Annotated in this window: 22 protein-coding genes and 2 pseudogenes; 15 read left to right on the top strand and 9 right to left on the bottom strand. The window is 66.8% G+C overall.

The window, feature by feature from the left end:
- Nucleotides 1-76 precede the first annotated feature (76 nt).
- Entirely contained in the window at nucleotides 77-1,066 is a 990-nt protein-coding gene (locus tag CAG31_RS00430) for a diaminopimelate epimerase (RefSeq protein ID WP_085577508.1), read from the top strand.
- 28 nt (nucleotides 1,067-1,094) lie between these two features.
- On the opposite strand, the gene CAG31_RS00425 is transcribed toward CAG31_RS00430, so the two are convergent.
- From CAG31_RS00425 to CAG31_RS00405, 5 genes are all read right to left on the bottom strand, one after another.
- Nucleotides 1,095-1,751 (bottom strand): carboxymuconolactone decarboxylase family protein, encoded by a 657-nt coding sequence (locus CAG31_RS00425; RefSeq protein ID WP_085577507.1) that lies wholly within the window; start codon nucleotides 1,749-1,751, stop codon nucleotides 1,095-1,097.
- A 112-nt stretch (nucleotides 1,752-1,863) separates the two neighbouring features.
- Nucleotides 1,864-3,099 (bottom strand): cytosine deaminase, encoded by a 1,236-nt coding sequence (codA, locus tag CAG31_RS00420; RefSeq protein ID WP_085577506.1) that lies wholly within the window; start codon nucleotides 3,097-3,099, stop codon nucleotides 1,864-1,866.
- A 74-nt stretch (nucleotides 3,100-3,173) separates the two neighbouring features.
- Nucleotides 3,174-3,986: an alpha/beta fold hydrolase gene (locus tag CAG31_RS00415; RefSeq protein WP_085577505.1), complete on the bottom strand. Its 813-nt coding sequence runs from the start codon at nucleotides 3,984-3,986 to the stop codon at nucleotides 3,174-3,176.
- An 84-nt stretch (nucleotides 3,987-4,070) separates the two neighbouring features.
- Nucleotides 4,071-4,427, bottom strand: a complete 357-nt coding sequence (gene queD, locus CAG31_RS00410) for a 6-carboxytetrahydropterin synthase QueD (protein ID WP_085577504.1) — start codon at nucleotides 4,425-4,427, stop codon at nucleotides 4,071-4,073.
- Nucleotides 4,428-4,521: 94 nt separating this feature from the next.
- Entirely contained in the window at nucleotides 4,522-5,601 is a 1,080-nt protein-coding gene (locus CAG31_RS00405) for a hypothetical protein (protein WP_085577503.1), read from the bottom strand.
- Nucleotides 5,602-5,851: 250 nt separating this feature from the next.
- On the opposite strand from CAG31_RS00405, the gene CAG31_RS00400 reads away from it, so the two are divergent.
- From CAG31_RS00400 to CAG31_RS00385, 4 genes are read left to right on the top strand one after another with little or no spacing between them, the layout of a single operon-like run.
- Nucleotides 5,852-6,160, top strand: a complete 309-nt coding sequence (locus CAG31_RS00400) for a PepSY domain-containing protein (protein WP_085577502.1) — start codon at nucleotides 5,852-5,854, stop codon at nucleotides 6,158-6,160.
- On the top strand, nucleotides 6,160-6,480 hold the full coding sequence (locus CAG31_RS00395; protein ID WP_085577501.1) for a PepSY domain-containing protein: 321 nt from the start codon (nucleotides 6,160-6,162) through the stop codon (nucleotides 6,478-6,480). Before CAG31_RS00400 ends, CAG31_RS00395 begins: the two co-directional genes overlap by 1 nt.
- A 3-nt stretch (nucleotides 6,481-6,483) precedes the next feature.
- Complete coding sequence (locus tag CAG31_RS00390) at nucleotides 6,484-7,152, top strand: response regulator transcription factor (protein ID WP_085577500.1); 669 nt, start codon at nucleotides 6,484-6,486, stop codon at nucleotides 7,150-7,152.
- Nucleotides 7,149-8,462, top strand: a complete 1,314-nt coding sequence (locus tag CAG31_RS00385; protein ID WP_085577499.1) for a sensor histidine kinase — start codon at nucleotides 7,149-7,151, stop codon at nucleotides 8,460-8,462. Before CAG31_RS00390 ends, CAG31_RS00385 begins: the two co-directional genes overlap by 4 nt.
- A 476-nt stretch (nucleotides 8,463-8,938) precedes the next feature.
- Here CAG31_RS00385 and CAG31_RS28880 read toward each other — a convergent pair whose 3' ends face one another.
- Together CAG31_RS28880 and CAG31_RS28875 are read right to left on the bottom strand one after the other, a co-directional pair.
- A complete protein-coding gene (locus CAG31_RS28880) occupies nucleotides 8,939-9,694 on the bottom strand; it encodes a methyl-accepting chemotaxis protein (RefSeq protein ID WP_371856083.1) in 756 nt (251 codons plus the stop codon).
- A gap of 102 nt (nucleotides 9,695-9,796) precedes the next feature.
- Nucleotides 9,797-9,943, bottom strand: a pseudogene (locus CAG31_RS28875) (HAMP domain-containing protein); the annotation flags it as partial.
- 1,541 nt (nucleotides 9,944-11,484) lie between these two features.
- Between CAG31_RS28875 and CAG31_RS00375 the strand changes: the two are divergent.
- From CAG31_RS00375 to CAG31_RS28865, 3 genes and pseudogenes are all read left to right on the top strand, one after another.
- The gene (locus CAG31_RS00375) at nucleotides 11,485-12,804 is read left to right on the top strand and encodes a Na+/H+ antiporter family protein (protein ID WP_085577497.1); all 1,320 of its coding nucleotides are present in this window, start codon (nucleotides 11,485-11,487) and stop codon (nucleotides 12,802-12,804) included.
- Nucleotides 12,805-12,927: 123 nt separating this feature from the next.
- Nucleotides 12,928-13,752 (top strand): annotated as a pseudogene (locus CAG31_RS28870) (cache domain-containing protein); the annotation flags it as partial.
- Nucleotides 13,753-13,788: 36 nt separating this feature from the next.
- Nucleotides 13,789-14,610: a methyl-accepting chemotaxis protein gene (locus tag CAG31_RS28865; RefSeq protein ID WP_371856082.1), complete on the top strand. Its 822-nt coding sequence runs from the start codon at nucleotides 13,789-13,791 to the stop codon at nucleotides 14,608-14,610.
- 152 nt (nucleotides 14,611-14,762) lie between these two features.
- On the opposite strand, the gene CAG31_RS00365 is transcribed toward CAG31_RS28865, so the two are convergent.
- Nucleotides 14,763-15,035: a hypothetical protein gene (locus tag CAG31_RS00365; RefSeq protein WP_085577495.1), complete on the bottom strand. Its 273-nt coding sequence runs from the start codon at nucleotides 15,033-15,035 to the stop codon at nucleotides 14,763-14,765.
- A 38-nt stretch (nucleotides 15,036-15,073) separates the two neighbouring features.
- On the bottom strand, nucleotides 15,074-15,301 hold the full coding sequence (locus CAG31_RS00360; RefSeq protein ID WP_085577494.1) for a DUF6555 family protein: 228 nt from the start codon (nucleotides 15,299-15,301) through the stop codon (nucleotides 15,074-15,076).
- A gap of 139 nt (nucleotides 15,302-15,440) precedes the next feature.
- Here CAG31_RS00360 and CAG31_RS00355 point away from each other — a divergent pair, with 139 nt between their 5' ends.
- The 7 genes from CAG31_RS00355 to CAG31_RS00325 all read left to right on the top strand — a co-directional run bounded on the left by CAG31_RS00355 (nucleotide 15,441) and on the right by CAG31_RS00325 (nucleotide 23,524).
- Nucleotides 15,441-16,220, top strand: a complete 780-nt coding sequence (locus CAG31_RS00355; RefSeq protein ID WP_085577493.1) for a helix-turn-helix domain-containing protein — start codon at nucleotides 15,441-15,443, stop codon at nucleotides 16,218-16,220.
- A 266-nt stretch (nucleotides 16,221-16,486) separates the two neighbouring features.
- The gene (locus CAG31_RS00350; protein WP_085577492.1) at nucleotides 16,487-16,660 is read left to right on the top strand and encodes a DUF1427 family protein; all 174 of its coding nucleotides are present in this window, start codon (nucleotides 16,487-16,489) and stop codon (nucleotides 16,658-16,660) included.
- 32 nt (nucleotides 16,661-16,692) lie between these two features.
- Nucleotides 16,693-17,649: a zinc-binding alcohol dehydrogenase family protein gene (locus tag CAG31_RS00345; RefSeq protein ID WP_085577491.1), complete on the top strand. Its 957-nt coding sequence runs from the start codon at nucleotides 16,693-16,695 to the stop codon at nucleotides 17,647-17,649.
- 119 nt (nucleotides 17,650-17,768) lie between these two features.
- On the top strand, nucleotides 17,769-18,779 hold the full coding sequence (locus tag CAG31_RS00340) for an aspartate-semialdehyde dehydrogenase (RefSeq protein ID WP_085577490.1): 1,011 nt from the start codon (nucleotides 17,769-17,771) through the stop codon (nucleotides 18,777-18,779).
- A gap of 208 nt (nucleotides 18,780-18,987) precedes the next feature.
- The gene (locus CAG31_RS00335; RefSeq protein WP_085577489.1) at nucleotides 18,988-21,648 is read left to right on the top strand and encodes a FimV/HubP family polar landmark protein; all 2,661 of its coding nucleotides are present in this window, start codon (nucleotides 18,988-18,990) and stop codon (nucleotides 21,646-21,648) included.
- Nucleotides 21,649-22,003: 355 nt separating this feature from the next.
- Nucleotides 22,004-22,828, top strand: a complete 825-nt coding sequence (gene truA, locus CAG31_RS00330) for a tRNA pseudouridine(38-40) synthase TruA (protein WP_085577488.1) — start codon at nucleotides 22,004-22,006, stop codon at nucleotides 22,826-22,828.
- 63 nt (nucleotides 22,829-22,891) lie between these two features.
- Nucleotides 22,892-23,524, top strand: a complete 633-nt coding sequence (locus tag CAG31_RS00325; protein ID WP_085577487.1) for a phosphoribosylanthranilate isomerase — start codon at nucleotides 22,892-22,894, stop codon at nucleotides 23,522-23,524.
- Nucleotides 23,525-23,687: the final 163 nt, after the last annotated feature.

Here is a 23,687-nt window from a genome sequence, read left to right as displayed (position 1 = left end):
GTGAGCCCGCGGGCGCGAGCAGGCGCGCGCCCACACGAGGTACAGTGGTGCCTTTGAACCATCCAGGGATCGACCGATGACGCCGCTTTACGATGCACGGGGCAACCTTTACGCCGTCGTTTCACCCAAGGCGCTGCGGGACGCCGGCGTGCCGTTGCCCGCCACGGCGCAAGCTTGCGCGGCGTCGCGGCCGTCGTGGAGCCGCGCTGCGGTGGCGGCCTGCTGCGAGTGGCCCGACGGCGAGCGTCCGGCGGGGGCCAAGGCGCACCGCAGCGATGGTTTGCTGATCGGTCCGTTCCAGTCCGCGCCGCCGTTCGACCTGCTGATCGTCAACACCGACGGCTCGTTGGCCGAGCGCAGCGGCAACGGCCTGACGATCTTTTCCCAGGCGCTGCTCGAACAAGGCCTGATGCCGCAAGAGGGGGCGTTGCTGCGGGTGCACCATGACAAGCAGGACGCGGTCTCGCCTGTGGCCACCTCGGTCAAACCGGCGCAGGTCGAAGCCGTGCAAGGCTTCTGGCTGGATCTCGGCCGGCCATGCTTCGGCCCGGCGGCGGTGGGCGCGCAAGGCGTCGAAACGGTGATGTTCGAGGGCCGCGAACTCAGCCGGGTCGAACCGCTGGCACGCCTCGATCCGGCCTGGGGGTGCAGTCAGTTCGTGCGCATCGGCAATCCCCATGGCGTCACGCTGGTGGCCGACGGGGCGCACCTGCCGGACAACGAACAACTGCGCGATGCGCCGCTGAACGAGCCCCTGACCCGGATCGCCTACGCCATGCCCGAAGGGGCCGGCCAACCCTGTCCGGCCGGGGTCAACCTGCAATGGGCGCAGCGCGGCGGCGAACAGCGCATCATCGCGCGGGTGTTCGAGCGCGGCGAAGGCCCCACGGCGTCCTCCGGCACCAGCGCCAGCGCGGTGGCGTGCGCGGCCTGGCGGGTCGGTTGGGTGAAGGCAGGGCAGGTGCAGGTGGTGATGCCCGGCGGCACGGCACCGGTGCTGCTGGAGGCGTGCGGCGACGAGTTGACGGGCGTGCGCCTGTTCGGCACTGCGCACGCCCGGGCTTGATGCCGGCCCGGAAGAGTGGCCGGCCGTTTCAGTGGGCCTTGAACAAGGCGACGCTCACGACGGTTTCGCCTTCCACGTTCAGGTGAAGCAAGGCTTGCGGATCAGTGTCGATGCCGTCGAAGCACTCGACCACGACGGCGCTCGCTGAGGTGGCAAACAACGCCAGGCGTTCGGCCCGGCACAGATGACGCTTGACCGCCTCGCTGACCGGCATCGGCGGACGGCCCTCGCGCACCAACCCGCAGAATGCCTGGGCAACCTCGCGGGGAGGGGCGGGTGGAGGCGACGGCAGGCCCGCGTCGGCAAACAGGCGGTTGAGCTGGTCGGCGGCGCTCACTGCCCGGGGGAAACCGGCGAAGGCCGAAGCCTGCAAAAGCACCTCCGTCAGTTCGCCGGGCGCGAGGCCGGAGGCCAGGCCAGTCTTGAGGTGCACGCTCAACGGCGGCCCGACCATGCCGGACGCCACGATCGCCGCAAACGACACCGCTTCGCGCAAGCGGGGATCCAGGCCCGGCCGGGCGTGCAGGTGCCCGTACACCACGCCGACCGCCAGCTCACCCAAGGCGGGTGCGGTATGGAACAGTGCATCGAGGCGGGATCCGCCATCGGGCACCAGGTCGATGAATGTGTGGCGGCCTTCGCAGTAGAGCGTGGCCATGGGATCGGAAGGGGAGTGATGATTCATGTCGCGTCCTCACGTTCGAATGAGGATGGCAGCAGAGCAACTTCGCACAAATTACGGCATGACACGGCGTCCATCGGGAGATCGGCGCCGGGATGGCGCCGATTCCTGAACCTTAGACGAATTCCACCACCGGCATCTGCCGCTTCATCAGCACCTTGCCCCCGCGGATCGAATACAGCGGCAGGCCCTGGCTGCGGATCACTTCGTAGTCGCTGTCCGCCGACAGGATCAGCAGGTTCGCCGGCCGCCCAGGCTCCAGCCCGTAGCGTTCGCCCAGGTGCAGGGCCTTGGCGCTGTTGTCGGTCACCAGGTCCAGGGCGTTCTGCAGGTTGCGGTAGCCGAGCATGTGGCAGATGTGCAGCCCGGCCTCCAGCACCCGCAGGATGTTGCCGTTGCCCAGCGGATACCACGGATCGACGATCGAGTCCTGGCCGAAGCAGACGTTCATACCCGCCTCCAGCAGTTCGTTGACCCGGGTCACGCCCCGGCGTTTGGGGAAGGTGTCGAAGCGCCCCTGCAAGTGGATGCTCTCGGTCGGGCAGGAGACGAAACTGATGCCCGAGTGCCCGAGCAGGCGGAACAGCTTGGCGCAGTAGGCGTTGTCGTAGGAACCCATGGCCGTGGTGTGGCTGGCGCTGACCCGGGCGCCCATGCCGCGGCTGCGGGCCTCTTCGGCCAGCACTTCGAGAAAGCGCGAATGCGGGTCGTCGGTCTCGTCGCAGTGCACGTCCACCAGGCAGCCGGTGCGCTCGGCCAGGTCCATCAAAAACTTCACCGAGCTCACGCCCTGGTCGCGGGTGTACTCGAAATGCGGAATGCCGCCGACCACGTCGGCGCCCAGGCGGATGGCTTCTTCCATCAGGTCGCGACCGTTGCGGAACGACTCGATGCCTTCCTGGGGGAACGCGACGATCTGCAGATCCACCAGGTGACGGTTTTCCTCGCGCACCTCCAGCATCGCCTTGAGCGCGGTGAGCTGCGGGTCGGTGACGTCGACATGGGTGCGCACATGCTGGATGCCGTGGGCGGCCAGGGCCTGGAGGGTTTTTCCGGCGCGGGTCTTGGTGTCTTCGAAGGTGATGGTGGCCTTGCGTTCGCCCCAGCATTCGATGCCTTCGAACAGCGTGCCGCTCATGTTCCAGCGCGGCTCGCCGGCGGTCAGGGTGGCGTCGAGGTGGATGTGCGGTTCGACGAACGGCGGCACCACCAGGTTGCCGCCGGCATCGAGGTCGTCGGGGCCCAAAGTGGGGGCTTCGGTCTGGCGGGCGACGCTGCGGATCAGGCCGTCTTCCAGGTGCAGTGCGTGCAGGCCTTCCTGGTTGCGCAAGCGGGCGTTGATGATGTGCATCGGCTCATCCTTTTCATGGATCGGGTGCGGTCACTGCGTCGTACCTTAGCGCAATACCCGCACCCGCTGGGACATCAGAGGAAACGCAGCAGGGCCGCGACGATGGCCTCCGGGGCATCTTCCTGGACCAGGTGCCCGGCGTTCGGGATGGCGTGGAACCGCGACCCGGGAATCATCCCGTGCAACGCCCGGCCGCGCTCGATGGGGATCCACTGATCGTCCTCGCCCCAGAGGATCTGCACCGGGCAGCGGATCGTCGGGTACAGGTCCTGCACCTGGCGGGTGTAGCGCTCGTCCATCTGCGCGATCTGTCGGTAGAACGCCGCCTGGCCCGGATCGCCGAGCCAGGGCTGCACGTAGGGGGCGAGTTCGTCGTCGGGCATGTCGCGGTGGACGGCGCCACGGATGTAGGCCGGAACGACGGCCCGCTGAATGTAGTCGGGCAGGCCGCTGAACGCGGCCTCATGCTGGCGCACGTGCTGGACGAACGGCGAGCCCCAGGGCGACAGCGCGACCGGGTCGATCAGCGTCAGGGTGCGGTACTCCTTGCCGTTGAGCAGGTGCGCGCGCAGGGCGGTGGCGCCGCCGAAGTCGTGGGCCACCACGTCCGGACGTTGCAGGTTCCAGTGATCCAGCAATTGCGCCAGCAGTTCGTTCTGCACCCGGAGGGACACGTCGGCGTCAGGCTTTTCGGACTGCCCGTAGCCCAGCAGGTCGAAGCAGTGCACCCGGTGAGTCCTGTAGAAGTGCGGGGCGATGCGGTGCCATACATAGGACGAAAACGGGGTGCCGTGCACGAACACCAGCGGCGGCCCGTCGCCGCGGACGGCATGGCGAACGCCTCGCCCGTTGAAGTCAAAGACCTGATCCAGCAGCCAGTCCGTCATGGGTCTGTCCTCTTGGCGGGTTGAGCCAAAAAGCATAGGCACAAAAAAACCACCGTTCCCGGTGGTTTTTTTAGGCCGCTGGGCTCACTCGCCGCGGTAGATGCAGCCGCTGGTGCAGGTCTCGTGGATGCGGATCGCGCTGAGTTCCGGCAGCAGGGGCTTGAGCTCGTTCCAGATGAACTTGGCCAGCACTTCGCTGGTCGGGTTCTCAAGGCCCGGGATGTCGTTCAGGTAGTTGTGGTCCAGGCGCTCGTACAGCGGCTTGAAGATCGCCTTGATCTCGGAGAAGTCGCGGATCCAGCCGGTGTGCGGATCGATGTCGCCGCTCAGGTGGATGGCCACCTTGAACGAATGGCCGTGCAGGCGTCCGCACTTGTGGCCGTCCGGCACGTGGGGCAGGCGGTGGGCGGATTCGAACGTAAATTCCTTGAAGATTTCCACGGTGATGTCGGCTCTGTTCAGATGGCGTCGCGTCAGCGATTCGGGCAGGCGGCGAGTTTACCAGCTTGTCTGCGGCCGTGCGGCAAAACGCTGACTAAAGGGTCAGAAGGCGTTCGGCGAGGCGACCGTTGGCGGCCAGTTCGAGAAACTCGTCGCCCAGCCGCCGGCTTTCGTCCATCGCCGCGCGCCAGTATTTCTGCCGGGCGGGCGCATCGCCCATGAAGCGCTTGAAGTCGTTGCGGTCGGGCAGCTTGCCGTAGGGCAGGCGCGCCAGGTATTCCTTCGACGGGGCGAGCAGCAGCACGTCTTGCAGGCGCTGGGTCGACGCCCGGCGCCAAGGCAGGGTCTTGTCGAACCAGCCGGGGATGACCCGGTCGGTGAAGTGCGGATACAGCACGATGCCGTCGCCGCTGTAGGGCAGGTCGAGGTGATAGTCCAGCAGGCCGCCGTCGCGGAACGTGCCGGCGCCGGCTCCCGGCAGGTCGCGCACGCCTTCCATCACCATCGGGATCGAGCCCGAGGCCAGCAGCGCCTGGCGCAGGTTGCCGGCGTCCAGGGCGATGAAGCGCGACGGGAAGTCGTTCAGCGCCTCCACCGGCGGCGCCAGGCGCGGGTCGTGGATGATCAGCCGTTCGAAGTGCCGCGCCAGCCGCGCCCGGCCGCGCAGGTTGTCGGCGATCACCGAGCCCAGCGCCAGGCCCAGCCGGCCGCGGTGATCGTCCGCCAGCCGGCCGTGGCTTTTGACCACCATGATGTTGAGGCGGTAGTGGGGGTTGTCGAGCAGGCGCGCGTCGCGGCCGTCGAGCAGGTCGTCGAGCATGCGCCGGGAACTGCGGCTGACCTCGGTGACGGTGACGCCCTTGTTGAAGTTTTGCTCGGTGTACAGGTGACCGAGACGGCGGATGCCTTCGGCGGCGTCCGGCAGGCAGGCGCTGGCAAAGCGCCAGGAACCCACCGACGCACCGATCAGCGAGCGCTCCCGGGGCGCCGCCGGCAGCCATTCGCCGAACAGTGCCAGATCCAGCCCCTGGATCCCCAGCGCCTTCGGCCCGCCGGCGGCGCCGGGCAGGGTGCCGACGTCGGCGGCGCTCAGGCCCCGGGCGCGGATGCGCGCCATGGCCCGGGGGCCGGCCTTGAGGGTGAGGGCGGGGAACTTGATGTGGATGGCGGTCATGTCGGCCTCGGTCGATGGCGAGCGGGGATTATAGAGCCACTGCGAACCCTGTGGGAGCTGGCTTGCCAGCGATGACGGAAGGACAGTCACTGCGATGTCGCACGCAGAATCGCTATCGCTGGCAAGCCAGCTCCCACAGGAAGTCCCGCAGGAGGTCGTGTCGGGCAGGGCAATGATGGCCATTCAGTTTCAATTAAGTTCACCCCGCTAAGGTGATGCCCCGCAGCACATAAAAATACGGAGACACCCCATGAAGACCCTGACTGCCCTGTCCATCGCCTCGATCATCGGCCTGACCGCGAGCCTCGCCCACGCCCGCGACCTGGGCCCCGATGAGGCCCTGCGCCTGCGCGACGCTGGTACTATCCAGTCTTTCGAGAAGCTCAACGCCGCAGCGCTGGCCAAACACCCTGGTTCGACGGTCACCGACACCGAGCTGGAAGAGAAGTACGGCAAGTACCTCTACCAGATCGAACTGCGCGATCCGCAGGGCCAGGCGTGGGACATGGAACTGGACGCGGTCAGCGGGCAAGTGCTCAAGGATCATCAGGACACGTAATGAAGCCGTATTTTCTGCATCCGCGCGTCGGGAGCCGTCTGGCCCTGGCGCTGTTGGCGTTCTGCTCGCTGGCGGCGGCCCGCGACCTCGACCAGGATGAGGCCCTGCGCCTGCGCCAGCAGGGCGTGATCCTGCCGCTGGAACAGGTGCTGCAACAGGCGCTGGACCGCTATCCCGGCGCCAAGCTGCTGGAGGTCGAGCTGGAAGAGAAGCACGACGTCTATGTTTATGAAGTCGAGCTGCTGACGGTCGAAGGGGTGGCCCGCGAGCTGCACCTCAAGGCCGACACCGGGCAACTGATCAAAGACAAGGAAGATTGACCGATGCGTCTGCTATTGGTGGAAGACCACGTACCGTTGGCCGATGAACTGCTCGCCGGCCTGCAGCGCCAGGGCTATGCGGTCGATTGGCTGGCGGACGGGCGCGATGCGGTCTATCAGGGCGGCAGCGAGCCCTATGACCTGATCGTCCTCGACCTCGGCCTGCCCGGCGTGCCGGGGCTGGAGGTGCTGGCGCAGTGGCGGGCCGGCGGCCTGGCCGTGCCGGTGCTGATCCTCACGGCCCGGGACTCCTGGGCCGAGCGCATCGAAGGCCTGAAGGCCGGGGCCGACGACTACCTGACCAAGCCGTTCCATCCGGAAGAACTGTTCCTGCGCATCCAGTCGCTGCTGCGCCGCTCCAAGGGCCAGGCCAACCAGCCGACCCTCAAGGCCGCCGGCCTGCACCTGGACGAAGGCCGACAGTGCGTCACCCGCGACGGCGCCGACATTCAGCTGACCGCCGCCGAATTCCGCCTGCTGCGCTATTTCATGCTCCATCCGCAGCAGATCCTGTCCAAGAGCCACCTTGCCGAACACCTCTACGACGGCGAGACCGAGCGCGACTCCAACGTACTGGAAGTCCACGTCAACCACTTGCGGCGCAAGCTCGGCAAGAGCGTGATCGAAACCCGCCGCGGCCAGGGTTACCTGTTCGGCGGGCAGGCTTCGTGAGGTCGATCCAGCGGCGCCTGAGCCTGGGCCTGATCAGCGTGATGGTGATCGTCGGCCTGGTGCTGGCGCAGGTCAGCCTGTGGCTGTTCGAAGTGGGCCTGCAGCGTTACCTCGAAGCCGGCCTGCGCAACGACAGCGAAAGCCTGCTGGTGGCGCTGGTGCGCGGCCCGCAGGGCTTGCAGCTGGATGAGCGGCATCTGTCGCCGGCCTATCAGCGGCCGTTCTCCGGGCATTATTTCCGCATCGACTTCGCCGACAGCCACTGGCGCTCGCGCTCGCTGTGGGATCAGGATCTGCCGCTGCTGGATCACCCCGGCCTGCACAGCAACCTGCAACTGGGCCCCGGCGGCCAGCAGTTGCTGGTGCTGCGCTCGGACTACCGGCGCCTGGGCCAGTCGATCTCCATCAGCGTCGCCCAGGACTACACCCCGGTGCGCGAGAGCTTCCGGCGCATGCGCCAGGTCGGGCTCGGGCTCGGACTGGCCGGCCTGTTGCTGATCCTGTTGCTGCAACGGCTCACCGTGCGCCGGGCCCTGCGCCCGCTGGAAACGGCACGGGAACAGATCGCCCAGTTGCAGCAGGGCCAGCGCTCGCAGCTCGACGAGCAAGTGCCGACCGAGCTGGAACCCCTGGTGGCGCAGATCAACCATTTGCTGGCCCACACCGAAGACAGTCTCAAACGCTCGCGCAACGCCTTGGGCAACCTCGGTCATGCGCTGAAGACGCCGCTGGCGGTGCTGCTGAGCTTGGCCTCAAGCGAACGGCTCGACGGGGACCCGCAGCTGCGCAAGATGCTCACCGAGCAACTTGCGCAGGTGCAGCAGCGGCTCAACCGCGAGTTGAACCGTGCGCGGCTGTCCGGCGATGCGCTGCCGGGGGCGCTGTTCGATTGCGGTGCGGAGCTGCCGGGCCTGCTGGCGACGTTGAACATGATCCACGGCGAACACCTGGCGTTGAGCTTCACGGCGCCTGCGGGCCTGCAACTGCCGTGGGATCGGGAAGACTTGCTGGAACTGCTCGGCAACCTGCTGGACAACGCCTGCAAATGGGCCGACGCCGAGGTGCGCCTGAGCGTGGTCGAGGCGGCGGGCGGTTTTTTGCTGAACGTCGAGGACGACGGCCCGGGCATCCCCGAGGCCCAGCGCGATCAGGTGTTCAGCCGCGGCACCCGGCTGGATGAGCAGACCGACGGCCATGGCCTGGGGCTGGGGATCGTGCGGGACATCGTCGAGGCCTGGGGCGGGACACTGGCGCTGCGCGAGAGCGAGTGGGGCGGGTTGAGCGTGGTGATCGAACTGCCCAAGCGCTGAGGGCTGCGGAAGCGGCGGCGCCTTGACCGACGCCATCGCTGGCAAGCCAGCTCCCACAGGGTTTGCGGTGAACACAGATTTTTGCAGCCAGCCAAGCCTCCTGTGGGAGCCAGCTCCCACAGGTTTTGCGGTGAACACAGATTTTTGCAGCCAGCCAAGCCCCCTGTGGGAGCCAGCTCCCACAGGTTTTGCGGTAAACACAGATTTTTGCAGTCAGCCAAGCCTCCTGTGGGAGCCAGCTCCCACAGGTTTTGCGGTGAACACAGATTTTTGCAGTCAGCCAAGCCCCCTGTGGGAGCCAGCTCCCACAGGTTTTGCGGTGAACACAGATTTTTGCAGCCAGCCAAGCCCCTTGTGGGAGCTGGCTTGCCAGCGATGGCGGAAGGTCAGCCGCCACTGATGTCGGATGGGCCGGCCCCTTCGCTGGCAAGTCGAGTCATCGCATCGCAGCGCCTACAGATTGTTCCAGCGGTAGGTCAGACGCGGAACTGGTCCATCAGGCCCTGCTGCTGGTTCGCCAAACTGTTGAGCGACTGGCTCACCCGCGCCGATTCGTTGGCCTGGCCGGACAGCGATTCGGTCACGTCGCGAATGGTCGCCACGTTGTTGTTGATCTCCTCGGCCACGGCGCTTTGCTCTTCCGCCGCGCTGGCGATCTGCAGGTTCATGTCGCTGATCACCGTCACGGCGTCGCCGATCTGGCGCAGGGCCGTCACGGCCTGGCCGACTTGCTCCACGCTGCCCTGGGCCTGGCGGTGGCTGTTGCCCATCGAGCCGACCACGTCCTGGGTGCCGTTCTGCAATTGCTCGATCACTTGGCGGGTCTCCTCCACCGACTCCTGGGTGCGGCGGGCGAGGTTGCGCACTTCATCGGCGACCACCGCGAAGCCACGTCCGGCCTCTCCGGCGCGGGCCGCTTCGATGGCGGCGTTGAGGGCCAGCAGGTTGGTCTGCTCGGCGATGGCGCGGATGGTCTCCAGCACGGTGCCGATCTTCTCGCTGTTGGCGGCCAGGCCTTCGACCTGCGCCATCGCCGCGCTCATGTCGGCGGCCAGGGTGTCGATGCTGGCGGTGGTGCGGTCGATCACAGTCAGGCCCTGACGGGTGGCGCGGTCGGCGTCCTTGGCCGCTTCGGCGGCTTGCGCCGCGCTGCGGGCGACGTCCTGGGCGGTGGCGCTCATCTCGTGGGACGCGGTGGCGACCTGATCCACCTGGCGGTACTGCTGCTCCATGCCGGCGCTGGTCTGGGTGGCGATGGCCGAGGACTGGTCGGCGGTGTTGCGTGCGTCCTGCACCGAGCGTTTCACCTGGGCGATGATCGGCTGCAGTTTGTCGAGGAAGCGGTTGAACCAGCCGGCCAGCTGGCCCAGTTCATCGTTCTTGTCGTAGGCCAGGCGCCGGGTCAGGTCGCCTTCGCCGCTGGCGATGTCTTCGAGCATGTGCGCCACGCCGAGGATCGGCTTGGTCACGCTGCGGGCCATCAGCCACACCAGCAGCAGGCCGAGCAGGGCGGCGAGGGCGCCGAGGCTCAGCTCGATCAGCGTGCCCGAGCGGTTGCTGGCGTCGAGTTGCTGCTTGAGGGCTTCGGCGCGGCTGACCAGCACCTTTTCCGGCACATCGAGCAGCACGCCCCAGGACGGCCCGCCAGGGATCGGCTGGAACGGCGACAGCACCTTCAACTGCTGGTTGCTGTGCAGGCTGCTCACGGTCTTGCTGGAGGCGAGCAGGCCCAGCAGTTCGGCGCCGCTGGCCTTGTCCACGGCGTCCAGGCGCTGGCTCAGCTTGCCGGCGTCCGGGCTGTGGCCGGCGAGCAGGCCGGCGGGGCTGATGATGCTCACAGCGGTCTGGCCGTCGTACAGCTTCTTGCTGGCGTTCTGGCTGATGGCCTGCAGGCTGTTGAGGTTGATGTCCACCGACAGCGAGGCGATGACTTTGCCGTTGACCGTCAGCGGGAACACGATGCTGGTCATCAGCACCTTCTGGCCGTCGATCACATAGAAGTAGGGTTCGATCACGCAGGGCTTGAGCGTGGTGCGCGGGCAGGTGAACCAGGCGTTGGCGGCCTGGCCGCTGGGGCCGGTGCTGGTGTCGGCCATGTCGCTTTCCGGCAGTGCCATGGACGTGACCTTGCCCGGCGTCGGCTGCGACCAGTACAGGGCGAAGCGGCCCTTGTCGTTGCTGCCCAGTTCCGCCTGGCCGGCGAACAGTTCGTCCTTGCCGTCCAGCGCGTTGGCCTCGAACACCAGCGACAGGCCCAGCAGCTCAGGGTTGGCCTGCAGGGCCGACTTGACCTGACGGGTCATGTCCTCGCGCAGGTCGAAGGCATCCAGGAAGCGTTTCTCGGCCTGTTCGCGCAGGAACAGTACCTGGCGCGAAAAGCCGTGGCCGTATTGGTAGGCGTCCATGAACTGCTGGCGGATGAACGCCGCCTGCACTTCGCCCTGGGATTCGATGCGGGCCTGGGCCGACTCGGTGAGCATTTCCATGCTCGACGCCTTCACCAGCTCGGAACTGTGCTCCATGCGGTACAGCGAAAGACCCACCAACAGGGTCACGATACCGGCCAGGCAGAGCCCGGCGAGCAGGGTGATTTTCCATTGGATGGAAAGTTGTCTGAGCGACATGGAGACGTCCTTATTCGATATTTATCTGAGACTTTGCACTGTAACGGCAGCGCGGCGGTTTTCTTTATGGCGCAAACGCAATAGGACCGATTGCCGCATCCGGCGGCAGTGCCACGTATGTTCCTGTGGCGAGGGAGCCTGCTCCCGCTCGACTGCGCAGCAGGCGCGATGCGGGCCGCCCCCCCACGGCGGGAGCAAGCTCCCTCGCCACGGATTCATCGGTTGTTACAGGACAATGCAGCCCCTCGCTTTGACACTGCGGCCACTCTGCGGCACAGTGCGCGCCCTTCTAACAAGACCCTCGATCCAAATTCGCTGGCGGCCTCCGGGCGTTGCCGGGCGGACTCATCCTGTCTGGCGGTGAAGCGCATCCATCGCCGTGTTTTTGAGGTAGTGAAATGAATGCAGTGATTGCTGCGGTCGGCGTCATGCTGATCCTCAGCCTGTCCCGTGTGCACGTGGTGATCGCGTTGATCGTCGGTGCGCTGGTCGGTGGCCTGACCGGCGGCCTGGGCATCGACGCCACGCTCAAGGCGTTCAACAGCGGCCTGGGCGGCGGGGCGACGGTGGCGTTGTCCTACGCGCTGCTGGGCGCGTTCGCGGTGGCCATCGCCAAGTCCGGCCTGGCCCACGCGCTGGCCGACAAGGCCCTGGCCATGGTCGACCGCCAGCACGCCACCGGCGGCGGCAGCGTCAAGTGGCTGCTGATCGGGCTGTTGTGGGTGGTGGCGATCGCGTCGCAGAACATCCTGCCGATCCACATCGCGTTCATTCCGCTGCTGGTGCCGCCGTTGCTGTATGTGCTGACCAAACTGCAACTGGACCGGCGCCTGATCGCCTGCGTGATGACCTTCGGCCTGATCACCCCGTACATGGTGTTCCCGGTGGGGTTCGGCAACATCTTCCTCAATCAGATCCTGCTGGCCAACGTCAGCAAGGCCGGGGTGGACATCAGCCAGGTCAACGTCATGCACGCGATGGCCATTCCGGCGGCGGGCATGGTGTTCGGCCTGCTGCTGGCGGTGTTCTTCAGCTACCGCAAGAAGCGGGTCTACGACCTGGAGAAGATCGAGCAGGTGGAGCAGGTCAGCGTCGCCTATAACCCGATGACCCTCGGGATCGCCTTCTTGGCCATTGCGGCGGCGTTCATGATTCAGTTGCTGCTGGACTCGATGATTATCGGGGCGCTGGCCGGATTCCTGATCTTCTCCGCCTCCGGCATCGTGAAGTGGCGCGAGACCGACGGCCTGTTCACCGAAGGCATGAAGATGATGGCGATGATCGGCTTCATCATGATCTCGGCCTCAGGCTTCGCCGAGGTGCTGAAGGCCACGGGCGAGGTGCGCACGCTGGTGGAGAGCGCAGCGGCGTGGATCGACCACAGCCAGGCCATCGGCGCGCTGCTGATGCTGCTGGTGGGGCTGATGGTGACCATCGGCATCGGCTCGTCGTTCTCCACGGTGCCGATCCTGGCGGCGATCTTCGTGCCGCTGTGCGTGCAGCTGGGCTTCAGCCCGATGGCGATCGTCTGCATCGTCGGCACCGCCGGCGCCCTGGGCGACACCGGCTCGCCGGCCTCGGACTCGACCCTGGGCCCGACCTCCGGCCTGAACATCGACGGCCAGCACCACCACATCTGGGACACCGTGGTGCCGACCTTCCTGCACTACAACCTGCCGCTGCTGGCGGCCGGGTGGCTGGCCGCGATGGTGCTCTGACCACCAGCGGTCACTTGTTGGCTCCCGCATCGGCACGGGTGGGAGCCTCCGGCTCAACTTTTGGTTCGGCAGGCCGTTAACGCCTTTATCCACGCCAATAAAACCAAAAGAGTGAGCCCGTCCATGCGTCTGAGCCTCAAGGCTAAAGTCCTGTCCCTTGCCGTCCTTCCGGTGTTGCTCTTTGCGCTGGTGATCAGCCTGACCGTGCTGTTCATCCTTCAGGAACAGGCGCACAAGGAAGTCGAACAGACCCGCGAGCGCCTGCTCGGCGACGCCAAGGCCACGCTGCAGAGCTACGTCGCCGTGGCCATGACCACGATCAAGCCGCTGTACGACGCCGCCGCCCCCGGCGACACCGCCGCCCGGGCCCAGGCGATCAAGCTGCTGTCGAGCATCAAGTACGGCAAGGACGGCTACTTCTTCGGCTACGACTCCGAGACCGTGCGCCTGTTCAAGGCCAACGACCCCGACGGCGTGGGCAAGAGCTTCAAGGACAACCGCGACCCGAACGGCGTCTACGTCAACCGCGACCTGGTGAAGGTGGCGAAGGACGGCAGCCATTACCTGCAATACAGCTCGCCGCTGCCGGGCAATGCCCAGGTGCTGGTGCCTAAGCTTGGCTACACCGAATACCTGTCCAAGTGGGACATGGCGGTCGGCACCTCGGTGAACCTGGACGGCATCGAAGCGCAAGTGGCGGCGGTCGAGGCCACGGTGCAGGAGCGCATGCGGGGCGTGGTGCTGAGCATCGTCGGCGTGGCCGTGGTGGTGCTGCTGGTGATCGCCGCGGCGGGCATGCTGCTGGCCAACACCATCCTGCGCCCGTTGAACCTGATGAAAGCCAACCTCGACGACATCGCGGCGGGCGAGGGCGACCTGACCCGCCGTCTGGCCATCACCAGCCAGGATGAGCTCGGCGAACTGGCCGGCTCGTTCAACCGCTTCGTCGACAAGATCCACGGCCTGGTACGGCAGATCACCGAAATGACGTCCCAGCTCACTGGCCTGGTGACCCAGGTGTCGGACCAGGCACACCGTTCCGATCAGGCCATGGAGCGCCAGCGCCACGAGACCGATCAGGTCGCCACGGCGATCAACGAGATGTCCGCCGCCGCCCAGGAAGTGGCCAAGAGCGCGCAGAACGCCGCCGTCGCCGCCCGTCAGACCGACGAGGAAGGCCAGGCCGCCAAGCGGGTCGTGGCCGGCAGCATCCAGCAGATCCATGCGTTGGTGGACGACATCCGCCACAGCGGCGTGTCCCTCGACAGCCTGCAGCAGGACGTGTCGTCGATCGTCGGCGTGCTCGGGGTGATCCGCTCCATCGCCGAGCAGACCAACCTGCTGGCGCTGAACGCCGCCATCGAGGCGGCGCGGGCCGGGGAGGCCGGGCGCGGTTTTGCGGTGGTGGCGGACGAAGTGCGGGCTCTGGCCAGCCGCACGCAGATCAGCACCCAGGAAATCCAAGGCATGATCGACCGCCTGCAGGCCGGCACCCAATCGGCGGTCGAGGCCATGCGCCGTTCCAGCGAGGCCGGCGACGGCACGTCGGCCCAGGCCAATCAGGCCGGCGCATCGCTGGATGCGATGGCGGAACTGATCGCGACCATCAACTCGATGAACGCCCAGATCGCCAGCGCCGCCGAAGAGCAGACCGCCGTGGCCGAAGAGATCAACCGCAGCGTGCACCAGATCGCCGTGGCCGTGGACAGCGTGGCGGACGAGACCCAGCTCGGCGCCCAGACCTCGCGCAGCCTGGCCGAGCTCGGTCAGCGCCTGGGCCGGCTGGTGGGGCAGTTCCGCATTTGAAACCCATACGGCGCCCGGCCGGGCGCCATCGCCGGCAGGCTGGCTCCCACCGGTTTCGGCGCGTGCGCACCTGCAGTGAAAGACTGGACATCCGCGGCAACTTCTACAGGGTTGCAAATGCGCCCACGGAGCTGATGCCGGGTAAGTGGGGCCTAATCGGGCTCCACTTCCAGTCTCAGGCGCGTGTCGTCCAAGTGTTTGATCCGCAGGACAGCGCCTTGCAGGCGTCGGCCCTGCACCCGCACGTCCACGGTCTTGGCCTGGTCCAGGTCTTGCGGCAGCGGGGCGGATACGCACAGCGCAAACCGGTAGGGATCGCCCTCGACCGGTTCCAGCCCGACCTGGCACTCGACGCTCTTGATGACGTACCCGGCCGGCGTCTCCAGCCCGTAGTCGAGCCGCGCCGGGCTGCTGATCGATGTCATGGCGGCTATCCCCCGTGTCTGCCGGTGAGCGGACAAGCTTAGCTTGCCGGTCGCCAGGTGACGTTCTCCACGCCGAATTTCTCCGCCATCGGCTTGCTGGTCTTTTGCACCTTTTCCCGGCCGAAACGCGGGATCCGGCCGACGCCGGCGTCGCAGCTCGCCCAGTGCCAGGCCTCGACGTTGTCCATCTTTTCCGAGCGGATGATGAACGACTTCGGCGCGCCGTGGAGGGTGTATTCGATGACAAACAGTTTTGCGTTGTTCATAAAGCCCCGGTTCCTCCCTGTTGTTATAGAGGGATCGCGGCGGGCCGGGAAAATTCATTCGGATTGTCCGGCGGCGCGTTGGCGGGCGGATCGGCGACTGGTTACCATGGCGCTTCCCTCAAACCGATGAACCCCTGCCATGGCCCTTGCCGCGCCTCCCGACCTGAGCGATACCGACGTGCCGGTGCAGCCGCTGGCGCGCACCTACCCGCGCGGCCTGTTCATCGAGCCCCACGAGCATGTCTGGGGCCAGTTGCTGTATGCGATGAGCGGGGTGATGTGGGTCGAGACGCCTCACGAGGCGCTGGTCGTCCCGCCGCAACGGGCGGTGTGGCTGCCGCCGGGCGTGCCCCATGGGATCCGCGTGGTGTCGGACCTGCAGATGCGCAATATTTACCTGCGCCCGGCGCTGGCGGCGACGCTCGACGCCACGGTGCAGGTGATCGAGGTCGGCGGCCTGCTGCGCGAGCTGATCGTCGGGCTGGTGGAGGAGGGCGACAGCGGCGATCCGGCCTATTACGACGCGCTGGTCGGCCTGGCCCTGCTGGAGCTCAAGCGCGCCCGGCGCTCGCAGCTGAAAATCCCGCTGCCGGACGATTCCGACCGGCGCCTGATGAACCTGTGCCAGGCGGTCATGGCCGCGCCTTCGCTGGACATTCCGTTCGAGCGGCACGCGGAGAACGCCGGGGCCAGCGTGCGCACCCTGGCGCGGCTGTTCAAGGACGGCCTGGGCATGGGCTTCGCCGAATGGCGGCGGCAGGTGCAACTGGCGACCGCGGCGGCGGAGCTGATCCAGGGCGTGCCGGTCAGCGCCATCGCCCGGGAGCTGGGCTATTCGCCGAGCAGCTTCAGCGACATGTTCCGCCGTGAGCTCGGCGTGGCGCCTTCACAGTACGGCGCAGGCGCCGGCTCCGGTTGATCGCGATCCCTTGTGGGGGCGAGCCTGCTCGCGATGGCGGTCTGTCAGTCGAAGCCGGTGCCGGATGTTCCGCCGCGATCGCGAACAGGCTCGCTCCCACAGCGGTCGCGCGGGATCCGGACCTTTGACCGAAATCCAATAGGCGGCTGGCGATGGCGCCATTCAGGGCGCCGAAGGATTGGCCGAAATTCGGAAGTCCTTGGCCGATGCCGCCGCACGCCTTTCCCTAGACTCTGCCCATTCCCTTTCTCAGGCGGAGCTGTCCCATGAATTACCTGATTTCCCTGGCGGTCGGCCTGGGCGTCGGCCTGCTCTACGGCGCGCTGGATGTCCGCTCCCCGGCGCCGCCGACGATCGCGCTGGTCGGCCTGCTGGGCATGCTGGCCGGTGAGCAGCTGTGGCCGATGGGCCGGCAACTGGTGGCCGGCTGGCTGTCCTGAATCCCTTCCTTTTCCATTCGGTGGATGTACCCATGAAAGCATTGCAATTCGATCAAACGGGCGATTTGGCTTCCCTGCGCTTCGTCGAGGTGCCGACCCCGGTGCCGGGCGCCGATGAGGTGCTGGTGCAGATCAAGGCGGCGGGCCTGAACCCCAGCGACGTGAAGAACGTGCTCGGGCGTTTTCCCTACACCACGCTGCCGCGCATCCCTGGTCGGGATTTCGCCGGGGTCGTGGTCGAAGGGCCGTCGGCGCTGATCGGCCAGGAAGTGTGGGGCACGGGCCGTGAGCTGGGTTTCTTCGCCGACGGTTCCCATGCGCAGTTCGTCAAACTGCCGGCCAACGGCGTGGCGCATAAGCCTTCGCACCTGAGCTTCACCCAGGCCGCCAGCCTCGGCGTGCCGTACACCACGGCGTGGGACGCGCTGGAACGCAGCCTGGTGAGCGCCGAAACGCGGCTGCTGGTGATCGGCGGCGGGGCGGTGGCCACGGCGGCGCTGGCCTTGGCCAAAGTGCGCGGCGCCCAGGTGCTGGCGGCGGCGCGTCGGCCGGAGCAGGTCGAGGCTTTGCAGGCCCAGGGCTACCGGACGATCCTGCTCGACACGCCGGAGTCGCTGGGCGCCCAGGTCAATGCGGTGTACCGCGGCGGCGCCGATGTGATTTTCGACACCACGGGCTTCTGGCTGCCGGCTTCGGTGGCGGCGCTGGCGACGTTCGGGCGGATCGCGATCATCGCCGCGCCGGTGGACGGGCATGTGCAGTTGCCGGCGCTGGCCCTGTACCGCAAGGGCGGGTCGGTGGTCGGGATCAACTCGCTGCTGTACGGCGTGCAGGCCTGTGCGGCAATGCTGGAGCAGTTCGGCCGCTACTTCGACGAGGGCCTGCTGCCGTTGCCGCAGGGGCTGGTGGAGGCGCCGCTGGAGCAGGGGCTGGCCCGTTATGCCGAGGTGAATCAGGGCGGCGGGGACAAGATCATCCTGATGCCTTGATGGGTGGCCTCCGGGGAGGGCGGGGCGGTCGCCGGCATGGCCGGGCTTCGGCAGAAATTGCCTGTGTGCCGGCCACCCGGTAAAGTGCCGCTCCCCCCCGTTCTGCCTGAGGTCGCACCATGAGCCAGCCCATCGATATTGCCGTGATCGGCGCCACCGGCACCGTCGGCGAAACCCTTGTGCAGATTCTTGAGGAGCGCGACTTCCCGGTCGGCAACCTGCACCTGCTGGCCAGCAGCGAATCCGCCGGCAGCTCGGTGCCCTTTCGCGGCAAGAACATGCGGGTGCGGGAAGTCGATGCGTTCGACTTCGGCAAGGTCAGACTGGCGTTTTTCGCCGCCGGCCCCGCCGTCACCCTGAGCTTTGCCGACCGCGCCCATGCCGCCGGCTGCTCGCTGATCGACCTGTCCGGCGCCTTGCCGGCCGAGCGGGCGCCGCAGGTGGTGCCGGAAGCCAACGCCAGCGTGCTGGACGGCCTGAAGGCGCCGTTCCAGGTCGGCAGCCCGAGCCCGTCGGCCACGACGCTGGCGGTGGCGCTGGCGCCGTTGCGCGGTCTGCTCGACCTGCAATCGGTGCATGTCACCGCCAGCCTGGCGGTGTCCGCCCTGGGGCGCGAAGGCGTCACCGAGCTGGCGCGCCAGACCGCCGAGCTTCTGAACATGCGCCCTCTGGAGCCGTCGTTCTTCGACCGTCAGATCGCCTTCAACCTGCTGGCCCAGGTCGGCACGCCGGACGCCGACGGCCACACCTCCCTGGAAAAACGCCTGGTGCGTGAGCTGCGCCAGGTGCTGGCCAACCCTTCCTTGAAGATTTCCGCGACTTGCATTCAAGCCCCGGTGTTTTTTGGCGATAGCTTTAGCGTGACCTTGCGGTCAGCGGATGCGGTCGACCTGGAAAAGGTCAACGCCGCGCTCGAAGACGCGCCGGGTATTGAGTTGGTCGAAGCCGGCGATTATCCGACGGCGGTCGGTGACGCGGTGGGGCAGGACGTGGTCTATGTCGGGCGGGTGCGCGGCGGTGTCGATGAGCCGGCGGAACTAAATCTGTGGCTGACGTCAGATAACGTACGCAAAGGCGCGGCCCTCAACGCGGTGCAGGTCGCCGAATTGTTGATAAAAGGCCTGCTGTAAAAGATACTTGGCAACAATTTGTCGACTGATTCTAGCCGGGCGCTATGCTTGGCCGGAGCGCTTGGCAACGAGTCACTCTCCGGGACTTTCCGGGGCATCAAAGAAATGATCGCGCGCGGCCCGTTCCCGTCGTCGCGCGCAATGCCTTGCGGCAGCGGTATTCAAGACTTCTCGCTGGCCGAGGAATGTTCAGACAAAGGAAGAGGCTATGGTTCAAGTTCGCAAACTGGTGTTAGCAATAGCGGCCGCCTCGGCGCTGTCCTCCGGTATGGCGCATGCCCTCGGGCTCGGGGAGCTGACCCTGAAGTCGACCCTGAACCAGCCGCTGGTGGCGGAGATCGAGCTGCTCGACGTCAAGGACCTCACCGCTGCCGAAGTGGTGCCGAGCCTGGCCTCGCCCGAAGACTTCGCCAAGGCCGGCGTCGACCGCCAGACCTTCCTCAACGATCTGACCTTCACCCCGGTGCTCAACGCCAGCGGCAAAAGTGTGCTGCGCGTGACGTCCAGCAAGCCGCTGTCCGAGCCGATGGTGAAGTTCCTGGTGCAGGTGATGTGGCCCAACGGCCGCCTGCTGCGCGACTACAGCGTGCTGCTGGATCCGTCCAAGTTCTCCCAGCAGACCGCCGACGCCGCCCAGCAGGCCCCGGTGCAGACCATCACCGCACCGACCACCGGCGCCACTCACCCGGCGCAGTACACCACGACGCCGCGCGACACCCTGTGGGAGATCGCGGCCAAGGCGCGCAACGGCGGATCGGTGCAGCAGACCATGCTGGCGATTCAGGCCCTCAACCCGGATGCGTTCATCGACGGCAACATCAACCGCCTGAAGACCGGCCAGGTGCTGCGCCTGCCGGACTCGGTGCAAAGCACGGCGCTGCCGCAATCGAAGGCGATCGCCGAAGTCGCGGCGCAGAACACCGCCTGGCGCCAGGGCCGCCGTTACGTGGCCAAGCCGGGCACCGGCCAGCAGCAACTGGACGCGACCAAGCGTGGCCGCGGCAATGCCGGCGCTGCGCCGAACCCCAAGGACAACCTGAGCCTGGTCTCCGCCGAAAGCGGCAAGGCCCGCGGCAAAGGCCCGGCGGGCGACGCCAAGGCCCTGAGCAACAAGCTGGCGGTGACCCAGGAAAGCCTCGACACGACCCGTCGCGACAATGCCGAGCTGAAAAGCCGCATGGCTGACCTGCAGAGCCAGCTGGACAAGCTGCAACGCCTGATCGAACTGAAGAACAATCAACTGGCGAAGATGCAGGCCGAAGGGGCTGCGCCGGCCGCCGCACCGGAAGCTGCGCCTGCGCCGGCTCCGGTGCCGGCCATTACCGCCGAGCTGGCGACCACGCCGCCGGTCGCTCCGGTGCAAACTGCTCCGGCTGCGCCTGCGCCCGAGGCAGCTGCGCCTGCGCCCGCCGAGCCTGTGGTCGAGCCGAAACCGGCCGCCGATGACGACAAGGCCTTCAACGAACTGCTGACCAACCCGATCCTGCTGGGTCTGGCCGGCGGCGGCGCCATCGTCCTGCTGCTTCTGCTGTTGCTGCTGGCCCGCCGGCGCAAGGCCCAGCAGGAAGCCGAGAAGCACCTGCGCATGGCCCGGGCCCTGGAGGAGCAATCCTTCGAGCCTGAGCTCGATCTGCCGGAAAGCAGCTTCGAAGGCTTGGAAACGCCGGCGGCGAGCGTCAAGCTGAACCCGGCACCTGCTCCGGCGCCAGCTCCAGCCCCGGCGCCGGCCGTCGAGCCTGTCGTCGTGGCGCAGCCGATCGCTGCGCCGCTGGTCGCGCCGGCGGCCGAACGCACCGATGACGTACTGGCCAAGGCCCAGTCGCACATCGACGGCGGTCGCCTGAACCAGGCCGCCGCGCTGCTGGAGGAGGGCGTGAGCCTGGAGCCGCAGCGCAGCGACCTGCGCCTGAAACTGATGGAAGTCTACGGCCGCCAAGGCGACCGCGACATGTTTGTCGGCCAGGAACGTCAATTGGTCGCCAACGGCGAGAACTTCGCCAAGGTCGAAGAGCTCAAGAAGCGCTTCCCGGCCATGGCGGTCGTTGCCGCCACCGGGCTGGCCGCTGCGGCCATGGCCGCCGAGCTGGATGCCGAATACGTCAAGGAACTGCTGCTCGACGAGCCGCAGGCCCCGGCCGAAACCGACAACGAGCTGGACAGCGCGTTCGACCTGAGCCTCGACGATCTGGACAACATCAAGCCGGTGGAGCCAGCGGTGGCTGAGCCTGCACCTGCTGCGGCCATCGAGCCGGAAGCACCGGTCGAGCTGGACGAGTTTCCGGCCGATGACGACCTGAGTTTCGAGTCCGTGCTGCAGCAGCAGACCGAAATCAAGGAGAACCTCGACGACCTGCCGGAGTTCGACCTGGATCTGGACCTGGGCGCCGAAGCGTCGCCGGCCACGCTGGCCGAAGACGATTTCCTGCTGGATCTGGATGACGGCATGAAGGATCTGCCGCCGGTCGAAGCGCCGGTCGTGGCCCAGGCGCCGATCGACGAGCTGGATCTGCCGGCCGATTTCGACCTGTCCCTGGCGGACGAAATGGACGCGGCCCCGGCTGAGCCGGATGCGTTTTCCGCCGAGCTGGACGACGTCAACGCAGAGCTGGACCGCCTGTCCCAGAGCCTCGGCGAGCCGAGCTTCAGCGAAGCTGACGCGGCCATGGGCGGTGATCTCGGTGAACTGGGCGAGGATGACTTCGACTTCCTCTCCGGCACCGATGAGGCCGCCACCAAACTTGACCTGGCCCAGGCCTACATCGACATGGGCGACAACGACGGCGCGCGCGACATCCTCAACGAAGTGCTCAGCGAGGGTGACGACAAGCAGAAGAACGAGGCCCGGGAGATGCTTTCGCACCTGGCCTGATCCGGCGTTCGGCGGTAATGAGAACGGCAGCCCATTGGGGCTGCCGTTTTTTTTTTTTCGCTTTAGATCGGTAAGCCCTCTTCTGTGCTCAGGCTTGAAGGGGAGCGTGCAGATAAAACTGTGGGAGCCAGCCTGCTGGCGATGACGGCGGCACATCCGGCATCGATATGCCAGGCAGGCCGCCATCGCCAGCAGGCTGGCTCCCACAGGTAATCGGTGCTGCAGGTGAGGCTGTGGGCCGGCGGCGGTCGCTGGAGAACTTTCTGGCATCCCCCATCCATGGCCTTATAATGCCCGCCTTTGTGCATCTGCAGGCTGTCCCGCTTTGGCAAACATAGATAACCCGGCCGCCGAAATGGCCCCCGAAGGCTTTTTCCGCATCGCCCTGGGCGTTGAGTACAAAGGTTCGCGCTACCGTGGCTGGCAACGCCAGGCCTCGGGTGTGCCGTCCGTGCAGGAAGAGCTGGAGAAGGCCCTGTCGAAGGTCGCCGATTCGCCGGTGGCGATCCAGTGCGCCGGCCGCACCGACGCCGGGGTGCACGCCTGCGGGCAGGTGGTGCACTTCGACACGCAGGCTGTGCGGTCGCTGAAGGCCTGGGTCATGGGCGCCAACATCAATCTGCCCCACGACATCAGCGTCAGTTGGGCTCAGGTGATGCCGGCCCACTTCCATGCGCGCTTCAAGGCTATCGCCCGACGTTACCGGTACGTGATCTACAACGATCAGATCCGTCCGGCGCATCTCAATGAGGAAATCACCTGGAACCACCGTCCGCTGGACGTCGAGCGCATGGCGCAGGCGGCGCAGTACCTGGTGGGCACCCACGATTTCAGCGCGTTCCGCGCCGGCCAGTGCCAGGCCAAGTCGCCGGTCAAGAAGCTCCACCACCTGCGCGTGACCCGTCACGGCAAGATGATCGTGATCGACATCCGCGCCAGCGCGTTCCTGCATCACATGGTGCGCAACATCGCCGGGGTGCTGATGACCATTGGCGCCGGCGAGCGCCCTGTGGGGTGGATGAAAGAGGTGCTGGAGAGCCGTGAACGGCGCTCCGGAGGGGTGACGGCGCACCCGTTCGGGCTGTATCTGGTACAGGTCGAGTACCACGACGAGTTCCCGCTGCCGGAGCGTTTCATCGGGCCGCATTTCCTGACCGGTTTCGCTGAACTGGACGGCTGACGCCCTCGAATGCATTTGCTACCATCCGGGACTTTCTCGGATTTGCCTTGGGGTTCTATCGACATGTCAGCCGTTCGCAGCAAGATTTGCGGGATTACCCGCTTAGAGGATGCGCTGGCGGCCGTCGAGGCCGGGGCCGACGCCATCGGTTTCGTGTTCTACGCCAAGAGCCCGCGGGCGGTGACCGTGCAGCAGGCGCGGGGGATCATCCGGGCGTTGCCGCCGTTCGTGACCACGGTGGGTCTGTTCGTCAACCCCAGCCGTTGCGAGCTGGGGGAGATCCTCGACGCCGTGCCGCTGGATCTGCTGCAGTTCCATGGCGACGAGACCGCCGCCGAATGCGAAGGCTGGCACCGGCCGTACATCAAGGCCCTGCGGGTCAAGGCCGGCGACGACATCGCCGCCGCCTGCAATGCCTACCCGAGCGCCAGCGGCGTGCTGCTCGACACCTACGTCGAAGGCGTGCCGGGCGGAACCGGCGAGGCGTTCGACTGGTCTTTGATTCCGCAAGGTTTGAGCAAGCCGCTGATCCTCGCCGGCGGCCTGACGCCGGACAACGTCGCCGACGCCGTCGCCCGGGTGCGGCCGTACGCCGTCGACGTCAGCGGCGGGGTGGAAGCGAGCAAGGGCATCAAGGATCACGCGAAGATCCGGGCGTTCATCAACGCCGCACGCGGCAACGCAGCACCGATGTGACGGCTGGCAGACTGCCGCCGTCCATAACTGCACTTGCAACAAGCAGGCGCGGCTGAGGATGTTTGGATTGCGCGCAAGGTCGCTTCACGCCGACCCGGCAGTCCACCGGTCATCGCCGCACACAATGAATTTAGCTGAAGGGCATACGCGGGGCCGCGAACCA

The organism is Pseudomonas sp. R25(2017) (genome assembly GCF_002112565.1).
Classification (GTDB): Bacteria; Pseudomonadota; Gammaproteobacteria; order Pseudomonadales; family Pseudomonadaceae; genus Aquipseudomonas; species Aquipseudomonas ekonensis.
The sequence above is the reverse complement of the archived record's forward strand: the minus strand, read 5'-3'. Positions and strand labels throughout refer to the sequence as shown.